Source organism: Bradyrhizobium sp. USDA 3311 (genome assembly GCF_054062495.1).
The window spans coordinates 7,637,459-7,654,749 of the sequence record NZ_JBSSFI010000001.1; the positions used below are offsets into that span (position 1 = coordinate 7,637,459).

The window sequence follows — 17,291 nt, forward strand, 5'->3', positions numbered from 1 at the left end:
GCGCATGCACGTGCCGGTCCAGGCCATCGACCGCGAAATCTGGCACCACAGCGTTGCGTCCGAAGGCACACGGCTGATCCCCGAGGAGACGCCGCTGGCGCTGACCTACAATGGCGGCACCTATGCCGTCATGATGGGGACGCCGCAAAACCTCGAGGACTTCGCAGTCGGCTTCAGCCTCAGCGAAGGCATCGTCAGATCGGTCGACGACATCCGGTCGCTCGAAATCGTCCGCCTCGACGACGGCATCGAGCTGCGCATGTGGCTTGCGCCGGACCAAGCCGCGCGCATCAGCGAACGGCGGCGTCATATCGCCGGCCCGACCGGCTGCGGCATCTGCGGCATCGAGTCCATTGCCGAAGCCGTGCGGCCCGCGGCCGTCGTGCCGCCGGGGCAGAACTTCACGCCCGAGCAGATCATGACGGCGATGCAGGCCATCGCGCCGCTGCAATCGATCAACATGCAAACCCGCGCCGTTCACGCCGCCGCGTTCTGGTCGCCTGCCGGCAACATCGTCGCGCTGCGCGAGGATGTCGGCCGCCACAACGCGCTTGACAAGCTTGCCGGTGCGCTGGCGCGCAGCCGGACGGATGCGCGCGGCGGCATGGTGCTGCTGACGAGCCGCGTCTCGGTCGAGATGGTGCAGAAGACCGCCGCGATCGGCGCGCCGCTGATGGTCGCGGTCTCCGCGCCGACCGCGCTCGCGGTCCGCACCGCGGAAGCCGCCGGCATCACGCTGATCGCCATTGCCCGGCAAGACGGGTTCGAAGTGTTTACGCATGGCGGCCGCATCGTCGCCTGCCATGCTACGGAGGTTGCCGATGTCGCCTGACCGCCTGATCTACATGGCCAACCAGATCGGCAGGTTCTTCCAGAGCCAGGGCCACGACAAGGCCGTGCCGGGAATCGCCGAGCATATCAAGAAGTTCTGGGATCCCCGGATGAAGCGCGCGATCTTCGCCCATCTCGACGCCGGCGGCGCGGGCCTGGAGCCCAATGTCCGCGAGGCCCTCACCTCGCTGAAGCCGGCGACGTCCCTTCCAGCAACGCTCTGAACACGCGCCGCACCTCGCTCTGCGTCTCCTTCACACGCGCCTCCAGCGACGAGAAATCCGGCGCGTCGCCCGCACGCGCCATCACGCGTTGGAGATCGGTGCCGGCGGTTTCCGGCTTGAAGCGGTCGCTGACGCAGAGCCGCAGGATCTGCGTCAGGTCGTGATAGAGCCGCGCTGCGGCACGCAGGATCTCGGCCTCCGACTGCGGCAGCACGCCGAGCCTCGCCGCATTGTCCAGCACCTGAAGCGTGCTGACGTCGAGAATATCGGGCTTGTGATGGGCATGCACGAGCTGGAGATATTGCGCGATGAAGTCGATGTCGATCATGCCGCCGGCGGCATATTTGAGATCCCAATAATCGGTCTCGCCCTTCTCCTGCGCGATCGCGCGCCGCATGTCGGCGACGTCGTTGGCGATGGTGGCAGGATCGCGGCGGCGGGTCAGGACATCGCGGATGACGCGCGCGATCCGCTCGCCGAATTCAGCCGATGCCGACACCACGCGGGCACGCGTCAGCGCCATGTGCTCCCAGGTCCAGGCCTCGTTGGACTGATAATCCGCGAAGGAGGCAAGGCTCGAGGCCACCGGGCCGGCCCGCCCCGACGGGCGCAGCCGCATGTCGATCTCATAGAGCACGCCGTAATTAGTGCGCGTCGTGAAGGCGCTGATCAGGCGCTGGGTGAAGCGCGCGAAATAATGCGCGCCCTGAAGCGATTTCGGCCCATCCGAGTCCGGATTCTCGCTGTCGAAATCGTACAGCAGGATCAGGTCGAGATCGGACGACGCGGTCATTTCGCGGCTGCCGAGCCGGCCCATCGCGATGATCGCCGTCTCCTGCCCCTTGATCCGGCCGTGCTGGGCGGCAAAGCGATCGGCAACGAGGTCATGCACTGTGTGGACGACGCCTTCGGCGACGTCGGCAAACGCCGTGCTCGCCTGCTGCGCCGAGACCGTGCCGGAGAGGATGCGCGTGCCGATCAGGAACAGGCTCTCCTGCCCGAACAGGCGCAGGCGATCGAGGAATTCCTCATATGAGGCGGCATCCTGCACGGTGGCGGCGAGCCGCCCGGACAATTCCCGCCTGTCCGGCATCGCGCCGAAGAAGCGCGGATCGATCAGGCCGTCCATGAGCTGCGGCTGCCGCGCCAGCATCTCGCCGAGCCGTGGTGCCGCGCCCAGCACCAGCGCCACGAGCGCGACGAGATCGCGGTTCTGGCCAAGCAGCGTGATCAGCCGGCCGCCACGCTGGAGCGCCCCAAGGAATTGATCGAACGCCACGACGGCGCGGTCCGGCTCCTCGGCGAGGGCGAGGCCGTCGATCAGGGCCGGCACGAATTCGATGAAGGCGCTTCGCGTCGCCTCGTTGCGGAACACGCGATAGTCGCCGGTGATCCAGTCGCGCACGGTCTGCGCCACGGCGGCAGGCTTCTTGAAGCCGAGCGTCGTCAGGTGCTGGAACAGGCGCGGATCGTCGGGACCTGCACTGTAGTCGAGCGCCGGCAGCTTTGCCGTGCCGGTCGGGTCATCGCCCTCGAACAGCTTCTCGTAGTGCCCCTGCACGATCTCGAGCTGCCGCAGCAGGTCGCGCGCAAAGGCCTCGCGATCCGGATAGCCGAAGAACCGGGCAAAGCGCTCGACCGCTTCCCTGTCGTCGGGCAGCGCATGGGTCTGCTCGTCGGCGACCATCTGGAGGCGATGCTCAACCCGGCGCAGGAATTCGTACGCCCTGGCGAGTTCGTCACGCGCCGCAAGTGTGATCCAGTTGCTGCTGGCGAGCACATCGAGCGCGGCGAGCGTCGGCCGCACCCGCAATTCCGGATGGCGGCCGCCGGCGATCAGCTGCTGGGTCTGCGCGAAAAACTCGATCTCGCGGATGCCGCCGCGGCCGACCTTGACGTTGTGGCCTTCGACCGCGACCTCACTCTGGCCGCGATAGGTCTGCATCTGCCGCTTCATGTCGTGGACGTCGGCAAGCGCGGCGAAGTCGAGATGCTTGCGCCAGACGAAGGGGGCGATCTCGGCGAGCAGCGCCTCGCCTGCCCTGGCATCGCCGGCACAGGCGCGCGCCTTGATCATCGCGGCGCGTTCCCAGGTGCGCCCTTCCCGCTCGTAGTAATGCAGCGCGGCGTCCCGTGAGATCGCCACCTGCGTCGAGGACGGATCGGGGCGCAGGCGCAGATCGACGCGGAAGACATAGCCGTCATAGGTGCGCTGCTGAAGAATGCGTGCCATGCCTTGCGTCACGCGGACGAAAAACGGCTGCGGCTCGATATCCGGCGCCAGCGTCGTGGCGTCAGGGTCGAAGAACACGATGAGGTCGATGTCACTGGAATAGTTCAGCTCGCCCGCCCCCATCTTGCCCATCGCGAGCACGATCAGGCCGCAGCCCTCTTCCGGTGCCTCGGGATTAGGCGGGAAAAGCTTTCCTCGTGCGGCTTCCTGCCGCAGCAGGTACTGGAGCGCCACCTGCACGGAGGAGACCGCGACATCGGTCAGCGCCGCCGTCACCCGCATCACCGGCCAGACCCCGCCGATGTCGCACAACGCGGTCAGAAGCGCCGCCTCCCCCTTCATGCGGCGAAGCAGCCGCATCACCTCGGCCTCGTCAGGTGCCGCGAGCACCGCGCCCCTCGCCTCCGCGATCAGTGCGGCGAGATGAGTATCCGGATCGCATTCGAGCAGCCGGATCAGGCGCAGCGGATCGGCGCGCACCAGATCGAACAGATAGGGCGAGAATTCCGCGATGCCGGCGAGGATATTCCGGCCGAAGGGCTGAACCAGCAGCGCTTCGAGACGAGCCGATTGTGCCGGCTCGAGCTCGGCCAGCCAGCTTTCAAAACGTCGTTCGTCGGTTGTGGAAGCGGCAATATGGGGAGCCTCCGCGAAGCGTGCGGCCAGGCTCTCACCATGCTTGTCCGCGTTTCCCGGCGCGGAGTGGTTCATGCCACCTTCTGTGGCACATCCGGTATTGGAGGAGCAACCCTGTCGCCCGCGCCCGCGCGCGCCGGCAGCACCAGCGTGGCGACGAGGCCGGGATGGGCATCGCCCAGCCGCAATTCTCCGCCATGGAGCGTCGCAACTGCGGAGGCAAGGCTGAGGCCGAGGCCGGAGCCCGGCAGCGTGCGGCTAGCTTCAAGCCGGACGAATCGTTCGACAGCATGTTTGCGGTCGGCTTCCGGAATACCGGGGCCGCGATCGGTGACGCTCAGCAGCACCTGGTCGCTCTCGCGCTTCGCCTCGATCATGATCTGCCCAGAGTCCATGCTGACCACGGTTCCGCCGGCCTGCGTGACCGGCTTGCCGTATTTGATGGCATTCTCGACCAGATTGGCGAGCGCCTGGCTGATCAGCTCGCGGTTGCCGTGAACCGGCGTCGGATCGGCCTTGACCTTCAAGGTCATGCCGTCGTCCTCGGCGAGCGGCTCGTAGAGCTCGTGGATGCCGCCCGCGACATCGGCGGCATCGAAATCGTCCATGTTGCCGCGCGCCTGGCCGGACTCGGCGCGCGCGATCATCAGCAGCGCGTTGAAGGTGCGGATCAGCCCGTCGGATTCCTCGATGGTCCGCTCCAGCGCGGCGCGGTAGTCGGCCTCGCAGCCGGATTTCGCCAACGCTTCCTCGGCGCGGTTGCGCAAGCGTGTCAGCGGCGTCTTGAGATCGTGGGCGATGTTGTCGGAGACCTCCTTCAGCCCCGCCATCAGCGCCTCGATGCGCTCCAGCATGGCATTGAGGTTTTCGGCGAGGCGGTCGAGCTCGTCGCCGCTGCGCCCCACCGGCAGGCGCTCGCTGAGATCGCCGGTCATGATGCGGTGCGCCGTGCCGCTCATCGCGTCGATGCGCCTGAGCACTCTGCGCGCGACGAAGACGCCGCCGCCGAGCCCGAGCACGACCACGATCAGGACTGACCATTGCGCGGCCTTGGCGACGATGCCGAACAGACGACGCCGCTCGGCGAGGTCGCGGCCGATCAGCAGCCGGAAGCCGTTTTCGAGTTCGGTGACGCGCACGAGCGCGCGGTGATCGCGCTCGTCAGCGTCCTCGATCCGCCGATAGGCCGTCTCGGTCCAGCCGCGCGTTGCCATCACGCCCGGCGCCAGCGAGCCGACATTGCCGGCCACCGCCTGCCCCGTCGGCGTCGTCACGAGGTAGAGATTGGCACCCGGCCGCAGCGCCCGATACTCGATCGCGCGCACGAGGCCGACGAGGCCGCGGCGGCCGTAGATCTCGTTGATCTCCGAGGTCTCGGCATTCACCGTCTGCGTGATTTCCTCGGTGATGAGCCGCCGCGTATTCCAGGCGAAATAGGCGAGCAGCGAGGCTGCGAAAATCGCGAACAGAAACAGGTAGACCAGCGTCAGCCGGAATGCCGTGGTGCGGATCAGTTTACCGAATGCCGTCACGGATCATATACCCGGCGCCGCGGATCGTGTGCAGCAGCGGCCGCTCAAAACCCTTGTCGATCTTGGAGCGCAGCCGCGAAATGTGCACGTCGATCACGTTGGTCTGCGGATCGAAATGATAGTCCCAGACGTTCTCCAACAGCATGGTGCGCGTCACCACCTGGCCGGCGTGCTTCATGAGGTATTCGAGCAGGCGGAATTCGCGCGGCTGAAGCGTCAATTCGTCCTTGCCGCGGGCGACGCGATGGGAGAGCCGGTCGAGCTCGAGATCGCCGACACGATAGAGCGTGTCCTCCGCCGGGCCGCCGCGGCGGCGCGACAGCACCTCGACCCGCGCCAGGAGCTCGGCGAACGAATAGGGCTTGGGCAGATAGTCGTCGCCGCCGGCGCGCAGGCCCTTGATGCGGTCGTCGACCTGCCCGAGCGCGGAGAGAATCAGCACCGGCGCGGTGTTGCCCTTGTCGCGCAGCGCGCCGATCAACGACAGGCCGTCGCGCTTGGGCAGCATGCGGTCGACCACCAGCACGTCGTAGTCCCCGTTCTCGGCCATGGCGAGGCCTTCCTCGCCGTCGGGGGCGTGGTCGGCAATGTGTCCGACTTCGCGAAACGCCTTCACGAGGTAGTCGGCGGATTCGCGGTCGTCTTCAATGATGAGGAGGCGCATCGTGCGTTCGGCGGCGGTCAAGGAGGTCACCTTCTCTAAACATGGCGCGAGCGGCAATCGCATGCAAGCCGAGTGGGAGAGTCTCGGGTCGAGAAAAAGGCGGGCGGTGAAGCTGGGGGGACCTCACCGCCCTAGGCCTTCCGACGGAGGGGGGCGTAATTCCACCGGAAGGTAGATTGGGGAAGCGAATGTTACGCTGCTCCCCCGAAGGGCGCCGGCGGCTGGGGCGACTGATGCCGGCGACACCCTTCATTGCGTAGCCTCCTGACGCTTACCCCTTGGCGAGGGGAATCGCGACGAAGCGCGACTGGCCGCCGCTCTTCACGCGCATCAGGACGCTGTTCTTGTTGTCGGTCCGCGCCGTGTTGATGGCCTCGCGGACATCGCCGGCGGTGCTCACGCTCTTGCCGCCGACTTCGAGAATCACGTCGCCTTCCTTGAAGCCGCGTTCGGCCGCGGCGCTCTTCGGATCGACTTCGGTAACCACGACGCCTTCCTTACCGGCGCCGGCCACGGAGTTCGCGGGCGCAACGGTCATGCCGAGCTTGGGCACGTCGGTGCCCTTGGTCGCGCCCTTGCCGCTGTCGTTATCGGTATCGGCCTTGGCCTCGACCGTGTTCGGCAGCTGGCCGAGGGTGAGGTTCACGACCTTGTCCTGGCCCTTGTGCAGCACGTTGAGCTTCACGATCGCACCGGGCGCCATGCCGCCGATGGTGCGGGCGAGCTCGCGGGCGTCCTTGACGGATTCGCCGTTGACCGAGGTGATCACGTCGCCGGACTCGATGCCGGCCTTCGCCGCCGGACCGTTCGCCTGCGGCTCCGCCACCAGCGCCCCTTCGGCCTTCTTCATGCCGAGGCTGTCGGCGATATCCGACGTCACCGGCTGAATCTGCACGCCGATCCAGCCGCGGCTGACCGAACCCTTGTCCTTGAGCTGGGCAACAACCGTCTTCACGGTGTTGGCCGGGATCGAGAACGCGATGCCGACACTGCCGCCGGAGGGCGAGTAGATCGCGGTGTTGACGCCCATCACCTCGCCGTCGGTGTTGAAGGCCGGACCGCCGGAATTGCCCTTGTTCACGGGCGCGTCGATCTGGATGAAATCGTCATAGGGACCGTTGCCGATGTCGCGGCCGCTGGCCGAGACGATGCCCGCGGTCACGGTGCCGCCGAGACCGAAGGGATTGCCGACTGCGAGCACCCAGTCGCCGATCCGCGGCTTGCCGTCGGCAAGCTTTGCGAACGGGAAGTTCGAGCCGCCCTCGACCTTGATCAGGGCAAGGTCGGTGCGCTGGTCGGTGCCGATCACCTTGGCGGTATAGGTCTTGCCGTCGTCGGTGGTGACCTCGACCTTGTCGGCGCCGTCGACCACGTGGTTGTTGGTCACGGCAAAGCCGTCAGCCGAGATGAAGAAGCCGGAACCCTGGCCCTGCACGACGCGGCCACGGCCGCCCTTCATGCCCGGGATGCCATCCGGACCGCCGAAGCGCCGGAAGAAGCGCTCCATCGGCGAGCCCGGCTGGAACGGCGAGGAGGAATCGTCGCCATCATCGTTGCTCGCGGTCTTTTCCTTGATGTTGACCTTCACCGAGATCACCGACGGCTTCACGCGCTCGACGATGTCGGCGAAGCCGACCGGGCGTTCAACCTTCCGGACCTCGTTGTTGACCTGCGCATGCGCCGGGCTCGAGAACAGGTCGGCCGGCGACACCGACGGGCTGAAGCCGTAGACGGCTGCGCCGAAGCCGGCGACGACCGAGGCCATCAGCGCGATCCTACGCGCGGAGAAGACCGACCGGCGCGGCTGCCGGTAGGACGGAAGGTTCGAAAGGTCGGGACGTTCGGTCATGCAGAGCTCTCCAAGGCCTTGAAATCCATTTGGTGCGGGATGGCAGCACCTTACGGACCTGAAGATGGGGGCTCGCGCCTTACCGTGCGCTGGCGGCGGGGTTAAACTTTCGTAATGAAGGGGCGGCGTTGATGCGGCAGTTTAGCGCAGACCGAAAGTTGTGGTCTTACAGGAACTTATTCGAGTTCCGCTGACCGGCCCCTGGGCGAGGTTTCGGGCGACCTCAGCTTGCCCTGACGCTGACGATGAACTCGTCGACTTCACGCTTCAGGGTCTCGGCCTGCTGCGACAGATCGACGGCAGAATCCCGGGCCTCGGCCGCCATGCGACCGGTCTCGGCGGAGGTCGAGGTGATCTGGGCGATGTGGTTGGACACGTCGAGCGTGCCGCGCGCGGCGTCCTGGACGCTGCGCGAGATGTCCTGGGTGGCGTTGCGCTGCTGGGCAGTGTCGACCTCGATGCCGGACATGATCGACGAGATCTCCGACAGCGTCTTCGAGATGCCGTCGATCGCCCCGCGCGTCTCCGCGGTGATGCCCTGGATGCTGGCGACATGGGAGGTGATCTCCTCCGTCGCCTTGCTGGTCTGGTGCGCGAGGCTCTTCACCTCGGAGGCGACGACGGCAAACCCCTTGCCGGCCTCCCCCGCCCGCGCCGCCTCGATGGTGGCGTTGAGCGCCAAAAGGTTGGTCTGCGATGCGATCGCCTGCACGAGCTGCACGACCTCGCCGATCTTGTCGGCGGCGTCCGACAGCGTGTGGATGGTGTCGCGGCTCTTCTCGGCTTGCGCCGCCGCGCCCTCGGCGCGCTGGGTCGCATCGGTGACGCGTCGGCTGATCGTGCCGATCGAATTCGTCATCTCCTCGGCGGAGCCCGCGACCGTCTGCACGCTGGCGCTGGCCTGGCTCGCTCCGCTCGCCACCGCATTGGCCTTGGTGCTGGTGTCGTTGGCCGTCCGCGACAGCGTCTCGGCATTGCTCTTCAGATGCACGGCCGACGAGGCCACGCTATCGACGACGCTGGCAACGAGATCGTTGAAGCGCTTGATCCGGGCGTCCAGGAATTTCGACCGCTCGGCCTGGTGCTGCGCTTCACGCAATTGCTGCTCGGTGAGGCGGCGCCGTTCGAGCCCGTTGGTCTTGAAGACCTCCAGCGCGCCGGCGAGCAGGCCGATTTCGTTGGTGCCGCCGAGCCCCGGCACGGGGGTTTCGAACTTCTGGTCGGCGACCTCGCGCATGGCATGCACGATCGCCGCCAACGGACTGAGGATGCCGTTGCGCACCGCAAACCAGGTCGTGAGGCAGATCGCGCAGGCGACGACCGCGATCACGCCGCAGGCGATCAGGAAATACGAGAATGCGGCCTGTGCCTGCTGGTAGATCTGCATCGCGTGATCGCGTGCGGGCCCGCTCAGCGCAGCAAAGTCCGACGACAGGCTGGTGATCTCGTTGTTGAGATAGAGCACCGCGACGAATCCGGTGCCGCCGCCGATGCCCAGCAGGAACAATAATGCAGCGACAACGGCGCCGACCAGGAAGCGGATCGTCAGATTGCTGTTCGCGAACATCGGGGAACTCAGAGTCTGGAATCAAATCTCGGGACAAGCTTCCAGACAAAGGTCAACATAGCATGAAACACCCGGCGGCGGCCGGCAGATTACGTATCAATACGTAGCCGGGAGGATTTCACGTCGCTAGGACGATTTGGCCTCGTCCGACATCAATGCCGCGAGTCTCGCCTCTTCATCGGGCGTGAGCGGCGGCGCAGGTAGGTCTGCACCGCTCCGCGAGCGACGCCGGATTTGCAGCCACAGCGCCAGGCCACCGCCGGTCAGCAGCAGGGGGCCGAGCAGCCACAGCAGCAAGGTCTGCCGCTCGAAGCGCGGCTTGAGCAGCACGAACTCGCCATAGCGCGCGACCAGGAAGTCGAGCACCTGCGAGTTGCTGTCGCCGGCCGCGATGCGCTCGCGCACCAGGAGCCGCAGGTCGCGCGCCAGCGGCGCATCGGAATCGTCGATCGACTGGTTCTGGCAGACCATGCAACGCAGCTCGCGCGACAGGTCGCGCGCGCGCGTCTCCTTCGCCGGATCCGACATGATCTCGTCGGGCTGCACGGCATGCACCGCGGGCGAAGCCAGCAGCGCAAGCGCGACGAACGCGGCCATCATCCGGCGCATCGGATCACTCCGCCGGCTGCAGGCGCTGCTTGGCCCGCGCCGGTTTTGGCGCGCCGACCCGCAGGCGGCGATCGGACAGCGACAGCACGCCGCCGAAGGCCATCAGCACCGGACCCCACCAGATCAGCAGCACCAGCGGCTTGTGATAGATGCGCACGGCAATCGCGCCCTCGGCATTGGCATCGCCCAGCGAGATGTAGAGCTGGCTCGCCCCGCGGGTCAGCAGCGCGGCCTCCGTGGTGGAGGAGCCGCGGGTGGTGAAGCTGCGCTTGGACGGCGTCATGACGCTCAGTGTCTCACCGTCGCGGCTGACGTTGAACTCGGCGATCATCTCGCGGTAGTTCGGGCCCTGACGCTGAAACAACCCGTCGAGCTTCACGTCGTAGCCGGCGACATGGGCGACGTCGCTCCGCTTCATCGTCGCGATATATTCGCTGTTCCAGGTGGTCTCGCAGACGATCCCGATCAGCGCGACGCCGAGGCCGGCATGCGCCAATGCCGCGCCCCAGGCCGAGCGTGGCAGGCCGCGCGCCCGCTGCAGCGCTGTTGCGAGCGGCAGACGAACCAGGCCCGTCCGCTCGACCAGATCGGTGACGGCGCCGGCGATGACGAAGACGCCAAGTCCGATCGCGAGCGGTGCGAGCGCGCTGCCGCCACGCGTCCAGGCCCAGACGATCGCGACTACAACGAGCCCGGCAACGCCGGCCGCGAGCAGCCGCTGGGTGACGCCGAGCAGATCGCCGCGCTTCCACGCCAGCATCGGCCCGAACGGCACGGCGAGCAGCAACAGGGCAAACAGCGGTGCGAAGGTGAGGTTGTAGAACGGCGCGCCAACCGACATCTTGAAGTCGGCGAGCATCTCCATCGCCAGCGGATAGAGCGTGCCGAACAGCACGACCGCGCAGGCGACGGTCAGCAGCAGATTGTTCAGCACCAGCGCGCCCTCACGCGAGATCGGCGCGAACAGGCCGCCCTGCTTCAACGATGTCGCGCGGCCTGCGAACAGCGACAGGCTGCCGCCGATGAACAGGCAGAGGATCAGCAGAATGAACACGCCGCGGGTCGGATCGGTGGCAAAGGCATGCACGGAGGTGATGACGCCCGAGCGCACCAGGAAGGTGCCGAGCAGCGATAGCGAGAAGGTCAGGATCGACAGCAGGATGGTCCAGACCTTCAACGCGTTGCGCTTCTCCATCACCAGCGCCGAATGGAGCAGCGCCGTCCCGGCAAGCCACGGCATCAGCGAGGCGTTCTCGACCGGATCCCAGAACCACCAGCCGCCCCAGCCGAGCTCGTAATAGGCCCAGTAGGAGCCCATCGCGATGCCGAGCGTCAGGAAGATCCACGCGACCAGCGTCCACGGCCGCACCCAGCGCGCCCAGGCGGCGTCGATCCGCCCCTCCATCAGCGCCGCGATGGCAAAGGAGAACGAGATCGAGAATCCGACATAGCCGAGATAGAGCATCGGCGGATGCACGGCGAGACCGATGTCCTGCAGCACGGGATTGAGATCGCGTCCCTCGATCGGCGGGTTGGCGATACGCAGGAACGGGTTCGAGGTCACCAGGATGAAGAGATAGAAGGCACTGGCGATCCAGGCCTGCACCGCGAGCACATGCGCGCGCAGCGACAGCGGAAGATTGTTGCCGAACGCCGCGACCAATCCGCCGAACAGCGCCAGGATCGACACCCACAGCAGCATCGAGCCTTCATGGTTTCCCCACACGCCGGTGATCTTGTAGAGCAGCGGCTTCATCGAATGCGAATTCTCGTAGACGTTGGCGACGGAGAAATCCGAATTCACATGCAGCATCACCAGCGCCACGAACGAGGCGCCGACGAACAGCAGCTGAGCCAGCGCGGTGGAGCGCGCCACGCTCATCAGCGCATCGTCGCGCAGCCGCGCGCCGATCAGCGGCACGATGGATTGGATCAGCGCCAGCCCGAGCGCCAGCACCAGCGCGTAATGCCCGGATTCCGCGATCACCGCACCGCTCCTTGCGGGTTGCCCTGCGCTGTCGTGGCCGCAGGCTTGACGCCATCAGAAGCCTTGCCGCCGTAATCGTCCTTCCAGTGCCCCTGCTTCTTCAGGGCATCTGCGACGTCCTTGGGCATGTAGGTCTCGTCGTGCTTGGCAAGCACCGTGTCGGCCTTGAACACGCCGTTAGCATCGAGCGCGCCTTCGGCGACAACGCCCTGGCCTTCGCGGAACAGGTCGGGCAGGATGCCCTTGTAGGCGACCGGCAGCTTGGCGTTGCCGTCGGCGACCTCGAAGCTCACCGCGAGATTGTCGCCACGCTGGAGCGAGCCCGGCTGCACCAGGCCGCCGAGGCGAAACCGCTTGCCGGCCTGAACGTGCTTTTCGGCGACCATGGTCGGGGTCGAGAAGAACACGATGGAGTCGCGCAGCGCGTTGAGCACCAGCGCGGCGGCGAGCGCGAGCACGGCGAGTGAGCCGCCGATGATGGTCATGCGTCGCTGCTTGCGGGTCATGGCGTATCCGTTCTCTCGTCTCGTCCTGACATCGTCATCCGTCGAGCCCGAGAGTTTTGAGGCCTTCATTGAGCTGGCGGAGCCGTTCGGTATCCTTGGCGACCGCTTGACGGGCATCGCTCGACGCGCCGACCGCCTTGTCGCGATCGCCCATCACGAGATAGGCACGCACGAGGCGCAGCCAACCCTCGACGTCGTCGCTGTTCTGCTTCAAGCGCGTCGCCAGTCGCTCGACCATGCCGCGGACCATGGCGCCGCGATCGCCCTCGCTCATGTCCTTCGATGCGGCGATCGTCTCATCGGACAGTGCCGGCATCGTGCCGCCGCCGACCCGCACCAGCGAGGACTGCACCAGGGGCCGCCACGGCGCATCCGCCGGAGCCTTGGCCAGCAGCGCGCGCCAGATGGTGGCGGCATCGTCCTTGCGGCCGTCCTGCTCGGCGGCGAGACCGAGGAAGTAGTTCGCCTTGGGATCGTCTGCGTTCAGGGCATGCGCCCGTTCGAACTCGGTCTTGGCCTCGGCGGTCACCACGCCGCCCGCAGCGGCCGAGATTGCTTCGCCGAGATCGGATCTGCGCTCCGGGCTCTCACCATTGTAGGTAATCGAGTTGCGATAGGCCCGCACCGCATCGTCGAAGCGGCCGAGCCGCTCCAGCACCGGCGCGAGCACGTTCCAGCCGCGTCCATCGGTCGGATTCTTTTCCAGATGTTGCTCGACCTGCACGACGAGGTTCTCCAGAGATCCCGCCATGCCGGAGCCGGACCCGCGCTCCCGCTGCGCCAGCGGAAAGTCCTGAAGCCGGGGTGAGCCGAGCGGCATGTAGACGCCGATCGCAACGAGCGGCAGACCGACAAGCGCCAGCACCGCTGCCGCGCGGCGCCATTTGAGGCTCGATTTGGGCTCCGACACAGGCTCGCTGCCGGCGGCAGCGAGCAGCCTGCGGCTGATCTCGACACGCGCAGCCTCGGCTTCAGGCGCAGCGATCAGTCCCGAGGCAAGGTCTCGCTCGATCTCGGTCAACTGGTCCTTGTAGACGACGACCTCGCTGCCCTGATTTTGCGCGCGCGCGCTGCGGCCGAGCGGCCAGAGCACGGCGAAAATCGCCGCGACCGTCATCAGCGCGAACACGAACCATAACGTCATCTGGCAAGCTTCCGGCAGCGCGCCACCCGCGCCCATAGGTGGCTTTACACCACGGCCGGACGATGCGGCAATTGACAATTGTCAATTCGGCGCGACCGGCCACAGCCCCGAAACGGCGAAAATCCAACGGCTTAGCCGATCTCGAAGTCCACACTTCGAGCCGCGTCCTCGCCGTGACCGTTGAGGGCCTTCAGGAAGTATGTTCCCGGCTCGATGGCGTCAGGCAATCTGATGCGCAACGCTCCGACCGGAACCGGAGATGCAACCCTCGTGACCGTCTCAGGCAGTTGCCGACCGCTTGCCTTCTCGACCAGCACCACCTTCGCGCCGACCATCAGTCTTTGATATTTGGCAACAATGACGCGGTTCTCGATTTCGATGGAGCTGATAACGGGTTTCATGCGCCCACAAATAGAAATTCCCCGGACTTGCATCGGGACCGTAGGGCCCGTCACCGACAGCGTCAACCACAAATTGTGATCACAAAAATATGCGCTTGAATCAGCTTGCGCGCGACGATTTGCGCTCGCCCGTGAGTGCGTTCTCCGCGGCGCGGCTCATCAGCGAGGCGTAGTCATCGCCGAACAGCACCTGGCAGAAGCGAATCGCAGCCTGCACCTGCTGTTGCCGATAGGTGCGGACCTTGAGATCGGCGGCGCGCAGCGACTGCACCAGCTGCTCGGTCGAGCGTTCGACATATTGCTGCAGGTCGGAATAGGTGCGCAGCGTCACCTCGTTGATCGCGAGCTCGCTGGCGTAGTTGCGGCAGGTCGCGACGAAATCGATCAGCGCCGCGGTTTCCTCCACCTCGGTGCTGTCGATCCGCGCGCCCGGCGGAATGTCCTTCTCGGGGCGCTGGCGCAGGATCCGGCGAACGCGGCCGGGAACGCTGTCGATCTCGGATTGCAGCGCATTGGAGATATCGGCCCGGATCGAGGTCAGTTGCTTACCCCAGGCGGAATCGTTGCGCAGGTCGAGCTCGGTGCGCAGGCCGCGCACACCGTCGTGCAGCGCCTTGAGATTGTCGGCGACGTTGTCGAACTGGCCGCGCTTGATGTCCATGCGCAGGATCGCGGCGACGCAGGACAAATCGTGCAGGGCGATCGTGACGGCGACGCCATAGGGCGTTGCCGCCACGCGGATCTCGTCGTCCGATGCGGCAATCTTGATGGCGAGGCGGATGATCTGCCACGGCGCGGTCATGCGCTGCACGACGATCGACAGCGCGAAGGGCAGCATCTGCGGCGTCTGGAGGACAGGGATGTTGAGCGCCGACGTCACCGAGGCGATCTGGGAGTCGCCGAAGGCGCGCAGGAAGCGCGGCAGCTTCTCGTTCAGGGTGGCGATGGCCTCTCGTACCTGGAGTACCGCTCCGACCGAATAGAGGTCCTCGATCACGTTGGGCGGGCCGACGCGGGCCAGCGCGCGCGACTTGTCGCCGCCGCCCGGCCCCGTCAATTGGAAGATGGCGTCCGCAGCCACCGCCTGGAGCTTCTGGGCGAGCGCTTCGACCTGCCCCGCACTGTCAGCGGCCGGCATGCGCGCCAGCGCCGCCTCGAATTCGTTCACCTTGTCCGGAGCACCGTCACGGCCGAACCATTGCCAGATCGGATGCAGCGAGGAGCGGCGGATCTGTCCGACCCGGATCGGGGCGCCCGCCTCGATGAGGAACGGTTCCAGCACCTGGAACAGAAGCCGCGACAGGTCGTCCGTCCGCGGGGGTGGGGTTTCGTCGGCCTCCGTCTTGCGGACGATCCTGCGCAGCTGCTCGAGCACGAGGGTCGCCACAGCCGTGTCCTGGCCGCGCTCGAGCGCGCGCTCGAACTCCCGCATCAGCAGCGCCTGCGACTGCGGCGGGAGCTGCGCGAGATATTCCCTCAGCCGCTCGATCGATGTCTGGCTCATGCGCCCAGGTAATGCACGGTAAAGTGGCGGACATGGGATGCGTCCGAGCGCGATCATAGATGGCTGCGCCTTAAGAAGCCGTTGAGGACGTTGGCCCGAATCCTCCCGTTTGCTTGCGGATCGGCCGTCCCGGAACCAAAAAAAATCCTGTTGAAACAAAGGATTATATTCCGGGGAGGACCAACTCGGCCCGCAAGCCGCCGATCGGCGCGGCGCCGAGGGAGAGGCTGCCGCCATAGAGCGCGGCAAGGTCGACCACGATGGAAAGCCCGAGCCCCGAGCCGGGCTTGGACTCGTCGAGCCGCTGGCCTCGCCGGGAGACCTGGGTGCGCTCCGCCTCCGACAGGCCGCGGCCGTCGTCGTCGACAATGATCCTCAGGCGCGGACCGGCGCCGGCCTTATGCGGCACTTCCACCAGCACCTCGATGAAGACCCGGGAGGCCGCCCATTTGCAGGCATTGTCGACGAGATTGCCGACCATCTCCTCCAGATCCTGGCGCTCGCCCCGGAATTTTGCCGACGGATCGGCCTTTGCCTCGACCATGATGCCGCGGTCGCGGTGGATCTTCTCCATCGTCCGCCGCAGCGCCTCGATGGCGGGCGCCACCTCCGTCACGGTCGCGACGACCGAGACGCGCGCGGCGATGCGCGCCCGCTCCAGGTGATGGGCGACCTGGTCGCGCATCACGTCCGCCTGCTCCATCACCTTGGCCGCGAACGGATCGGCAGCGTGGACGCCGGCTTCGTTGACGATGACCGAAAGCGGCGTCTTGATCGCATGGGCGAGATTGCCGACATGGGTGCGCGCGCGCTCGACGATCTCGCGATTGGCATCGATCAGCGCGTTTGTCTCGCGCGCGAGCGGCGCGATCTCGACCGGGAATTCGCCCTCGAGCCGCTCTGCCCGCCCGGAGCGAATGTCGGCGATCGACTCCGAGATGCGCTTGAGCGGCGCGAGGCCGAAGCGGACCTGGAACACCGTGGTCAGGAGCAGCACGATGCCGAGCGCGGTGAAGGTGCCGCCGAGGTAATAGTCGAAGCTGCGCGTCTCGTCGAAAATCTCGCTGTCGTCGCCGGCGACGCTGACCAGATATTTGCCGTCGGCGCCGAGATCGACCGGCCGTTCCACCATCCGCAGGTTCTGCCCCTCGGGACCATCGACATAGCCGAGCCGGATGCCGGCGGCGGTGAGCTCGGCACCGTGCTCCTCCAGCTTCGGCAGCTTCTTGTCCCAGAGCGAGCGCGAGGAGCGCACCTCCGGCTTTTCGGTGTCGGTGCGCGTGATCTGCCAATACCAGCCGGACAGCGGCAGCTCGAACAGGGGCTCGCCGAGCGACTGGAACTGGCGGTCCGGGGGCTCGTCCGGGGTCGCGACCTCCGCGATCAGCGTGCGGAGATAGAGATTGAGCCGGCGGTCGAAGGCGCGTTCGGTCGCGTTCTTGTAGACCGACGACAGCACCACGCCGGTGATGGCCAGGATCACCACGAGCCACGCCGTCGCCGACAGGAACAGGCGGTTCGCAAGCGAGCTAGCGGGCATCGGAACGATCCCGGGAGGCGCAGGATGGCAGGGCGTCGGACGTCATAACCGGACCAAGGCCCCC

Annotated in this window: 14 protein-coding genes; 2 read left to right on the plus strand and 12 right to left on the minus strand. The window is 66.5% G+C overall.

Annotation, left to right across the window (positions count from 1 at the left end; genetic code table 11):
* Window positions 1-4: 4 nt before the first annotated feature.
* Both fdhD and ACVWW6_RS36555 read left to right on the plus strand, forming a co-directional pair.
* On the plus strand, window positions 5-832 hold the full coding sequence (gene fdhD, locus ACVWW6_RS36550; protein WP_456682458.1) for a formate dehydrogenase accessory sulfurtransferase FdhD: 828 nt from the start codon (window positions 5-7) through the stop codon (window positions 830-832).
* Complete coding sequence (locus tag ACVWW6_RS36555; RefSeq protein WP_456682459.1) at window positions 822-1,055, plus strand: formate dehydrogenase subunit delta; 234 nt, start codon at window positions 822-824, stop codon at window positions 1,053-1,055. Before fdhD ends, ACVWW6_RS36555 begins: the two co-directional genes overlap by 11 nt.
* On the opposite strand, the gene ACVWW6_RS36560 is transcribed toward ACVWW6_RS36555, so the two are convergent.
* From ACVWW6_RS36560 to ACVWW6_RS36615, 12 genes are all read right to left on the minus strand, one after another.
* Window positions 1,012-3,999 carry a bifunctional [glutamine synthetase] adenylyltransferase/[glutamine synthetase]-adenylyl-L-tyrosine phosphorylase gene (locus ACVWW6_RS36560; protein ID WP_456682460.1) on the minus strand — a complete coding sequence of 996 codons (2,988 nt, stop codon included), beginning with the start codon at window positions 3,997-3,999 and terminating at the stop codon, window positions 1,012-1,014. The two genes, ACVWW6_RS36555 and ACVWW6_RS36560, sit on opposite strands and share 44 nt — an antisense overlap.
* A complete protein-coding gene (locus tag ACVWW6_RS36565) occupies window positions 3,996-5,456 on the minus strand; it encodes an ATP-binding protein (protein ID WP_456682461.1) in 1,461 nt (486 codons plus the stop codon). Before ACVWW6_RS36565 ends, ACVWW6_RS36560 begins: the two co-directional genes overlap by 4 nt.
* A complete protein-coding gene (locus ACVWW6_RS36570) occupies window positions 5,440-6,120 on the minus strand; it encodes a response regulator transcription factor (protein WP_038965709.1) in 681 nt (226 codons plus the stop codon). Before ACVWW6_RS36570 ends, ACVWW6_RS36565 begins: the two co-directional genes overlap by 17 nt.
* A gap of 271 nt (window positions 6,121-6,391) precedes the next feature.
* Window positions 6,392-7,969, minus strand: a complete 1,578-nt coding sequence (locus ACVWW6_RS36575) for a Do family serine endopeptidase (RefSeq protein WP_028172236.1) — start codon at window positions 7,967-7,969, stop codon at window positions 6,392-6,394.
* Between the two features lie 223 nt (window positions 7,970-8,192).
* A complete protein-coding gene (locus tag ACVWW6_RS36580) occupies window positions 8,193-9,536 on the minus strand; it encodes a methyl-accepting chemotaxis protein (protein WP_011085913.1) in 1,344 nt (447 codons plus the stop codon).
* Between the two features lie 126 nt (window positions 9,537-9,662).
* Window positions 9,663-10,145, minus strand: a complete 483-nt coding sequence (locus tag ACVWW6_RS36585; protein WP_011085912.1) for a cytochrome c-type biogenesis protein — start codon at window positions 10,143-10,145, stop codon at window positions 9,663-9,665.
* A 4-nt stretch (window positions 10,146-10,149) separates the two neighbouring features.
* On the minus strand, window positions 10,150-12,132 hold the full coding sequence (locus tag ACVWW6_RS36590) for a heme lyase CcmF/NrfE family subunit (protein WP_011085911.1): 1,983 nt from the start codon (window positions 12,130-12,132) through the stop codon (window positions 10,150-10,152).
* Window positions 12,129-12,638, minus strand: coding sequence for a cytochrome c maturation protein CcmE (ccmE, locus tag ACVWW6_RS36595; protein ID WP_011085910.1), 510 nt, complete (start codon window positions 12,636-12,638; stop codon window positions 12,129-12,131). The genes ACVWW6_RS36590 and ccmE overlap by 4 nt, the downstream gene beginning before the upstream one ends.
* A 34-nt stretch (window positions 12,639-12,672) precedes the next feature.
* The gene (gene ccmI / locus ACVWW6_RS36600) at window positions 12,673-13,782 is read right to left on the minus strand and encodes a c-type cytochrome biogenesis protein CcmI (RefSeq protein WP_011085909.1); all 1,110 of its coding nucleotides are present in this window, start codon (window positions 13,780-13,782) and stop codon (window positions 12,673-12,675) included.
* A gap of 131 nt (window positions 13,783-13,913) precedes the next feature.
* Window positions 13,914-14,183 carry a hypothetical protein gene (locus ACVWW6_RS36605; protein WP_028172238.1) on the minus strand — a complete coding sequence of 90 codons (270 nt, stop codon included), beginning with the start codon at window positions 14,181-14,183 and terminating at the stop codon, window positions 13,914-13,916.
* Window positions 14,184-14,283: 100 nt separating this feature from the next.
* Window positions 14,284-15,687 (minus strand): hypothetical protein, encoded by a 1,404-nt coding sequence (locus ACVWW6_RS36610; RefSeq protein ID WP_161535742.1) that lies wholly within the window; start codon window positions 15,685-15,687, stop codon window positions 14,284-14,286.
* Window positions 15,688-15,850: 163 nt separating this feature from the next.
* On the minus strand, window positions 15,851-17,227 hold the full coding sequence (locus ACVWW6_RS36615) for a sensor histidine kinase (protein ID WP_011085906.1): 1,377 nt from the start codon (window positions 17,225-17,227) through the stop codon (window positions 15,851-15,853).
* Window positions 17,228-17,291 lie beyond the last annotated feature (64 nt).

What these genes read in the sequence shown, in the direction of transcription:
- fdhD (WP_456682458.1), top strand. Translation starts at nt 5, where the DNA reads ATGCACGTGCCGGTCCAGGCCATCGACCGCGAAATCTGGCACCACAGC.
- ACVWW6_RS36555 (WP_456682459.1), top strand. Translation starts at nt 822, where the DNA reads ATGTCGCCTGACCGCCTGATCTACATGGCCAACCAGATCGGCAGGTTC.
- ACVWW6_RS36560 (WP_456682460.1), bottom strand. Translation starts at nt 3,999, where the DNA reads ATGAACCACTCCGCGCCGGGAAACGCGGACAAGCATGGTGAGAGCCTG.
- ACVWW6_RS36570 (WP_038965709.1), bottom strand. Translation starts at nt 6,120, where the DNA reads ATGCGCCTCCTCATCATTGAAGACGACCGCGAATCCGCCGACTACCTC.
- ACVWW6_RS36575 (WP_028172236.1), bottom strand. Translation starts at nt 7,969, where the DNA reads ATGACCGAACGTCCCGACCTTTCGAACCTTCCGTCCTACCGGCAGCCG.
- ACVWW6_RS36580 (WP_011085913.1), bottom strand. Translation starts at nt 9,536, where the DNA reads ATGTTCGCGAACAGCAATCTGACGATCCGCTTCCTGGTCGGCGCCGTT.
- ACVWW6_RS36585 (WP_011085912.1), bottom strand. Translation starts at nt 10,145, where the DNA reads ATGCGCCGGATGATGGCCGCGTTCGTCGCGCTTGCGCTGCTGGCTTCG.
- ccmE (WP_011085910.1), bottom strand. Translation starts at nt 12,638, where the DNA reads ATGACCCGCAAGCAGCGACGCATGACCATCATCGGCGGCTCACTCGCC.
- ccmI (WP_011085909.1), bottom strand. Translation starts at nt 13,782, where the DNA reads ATGACGTTATGGTTCGTGTTCGCGCTGATGACGGTCGCGGCGATTTTC.
- ACVWW6_RS36605 (WP_028172238.1), bottom strand. Translation starts at nt 14,183, where the DNA reads ATGAAACCCGTTATCAGCTCCATCGAAATCGAGAACCGCGTCATTGTT.
- ACVWW6_RS36610 (WP_161535742.1), bottom strand. Translation starts at nt 15,687, where the DNA reads ATGAGCCAGACATCGATCGAGCGGCTGAGGGAATATCTCGCGCAGCTC.
- ACVWW6_RS36615 (WP_011085906.1), bottom strand. Translation starts at nt 17,227, where the DNA reads ATGCCCGCTAGCTCGCTTGCGAACCGCCTGTTCCTGTCGGCGACGGCG.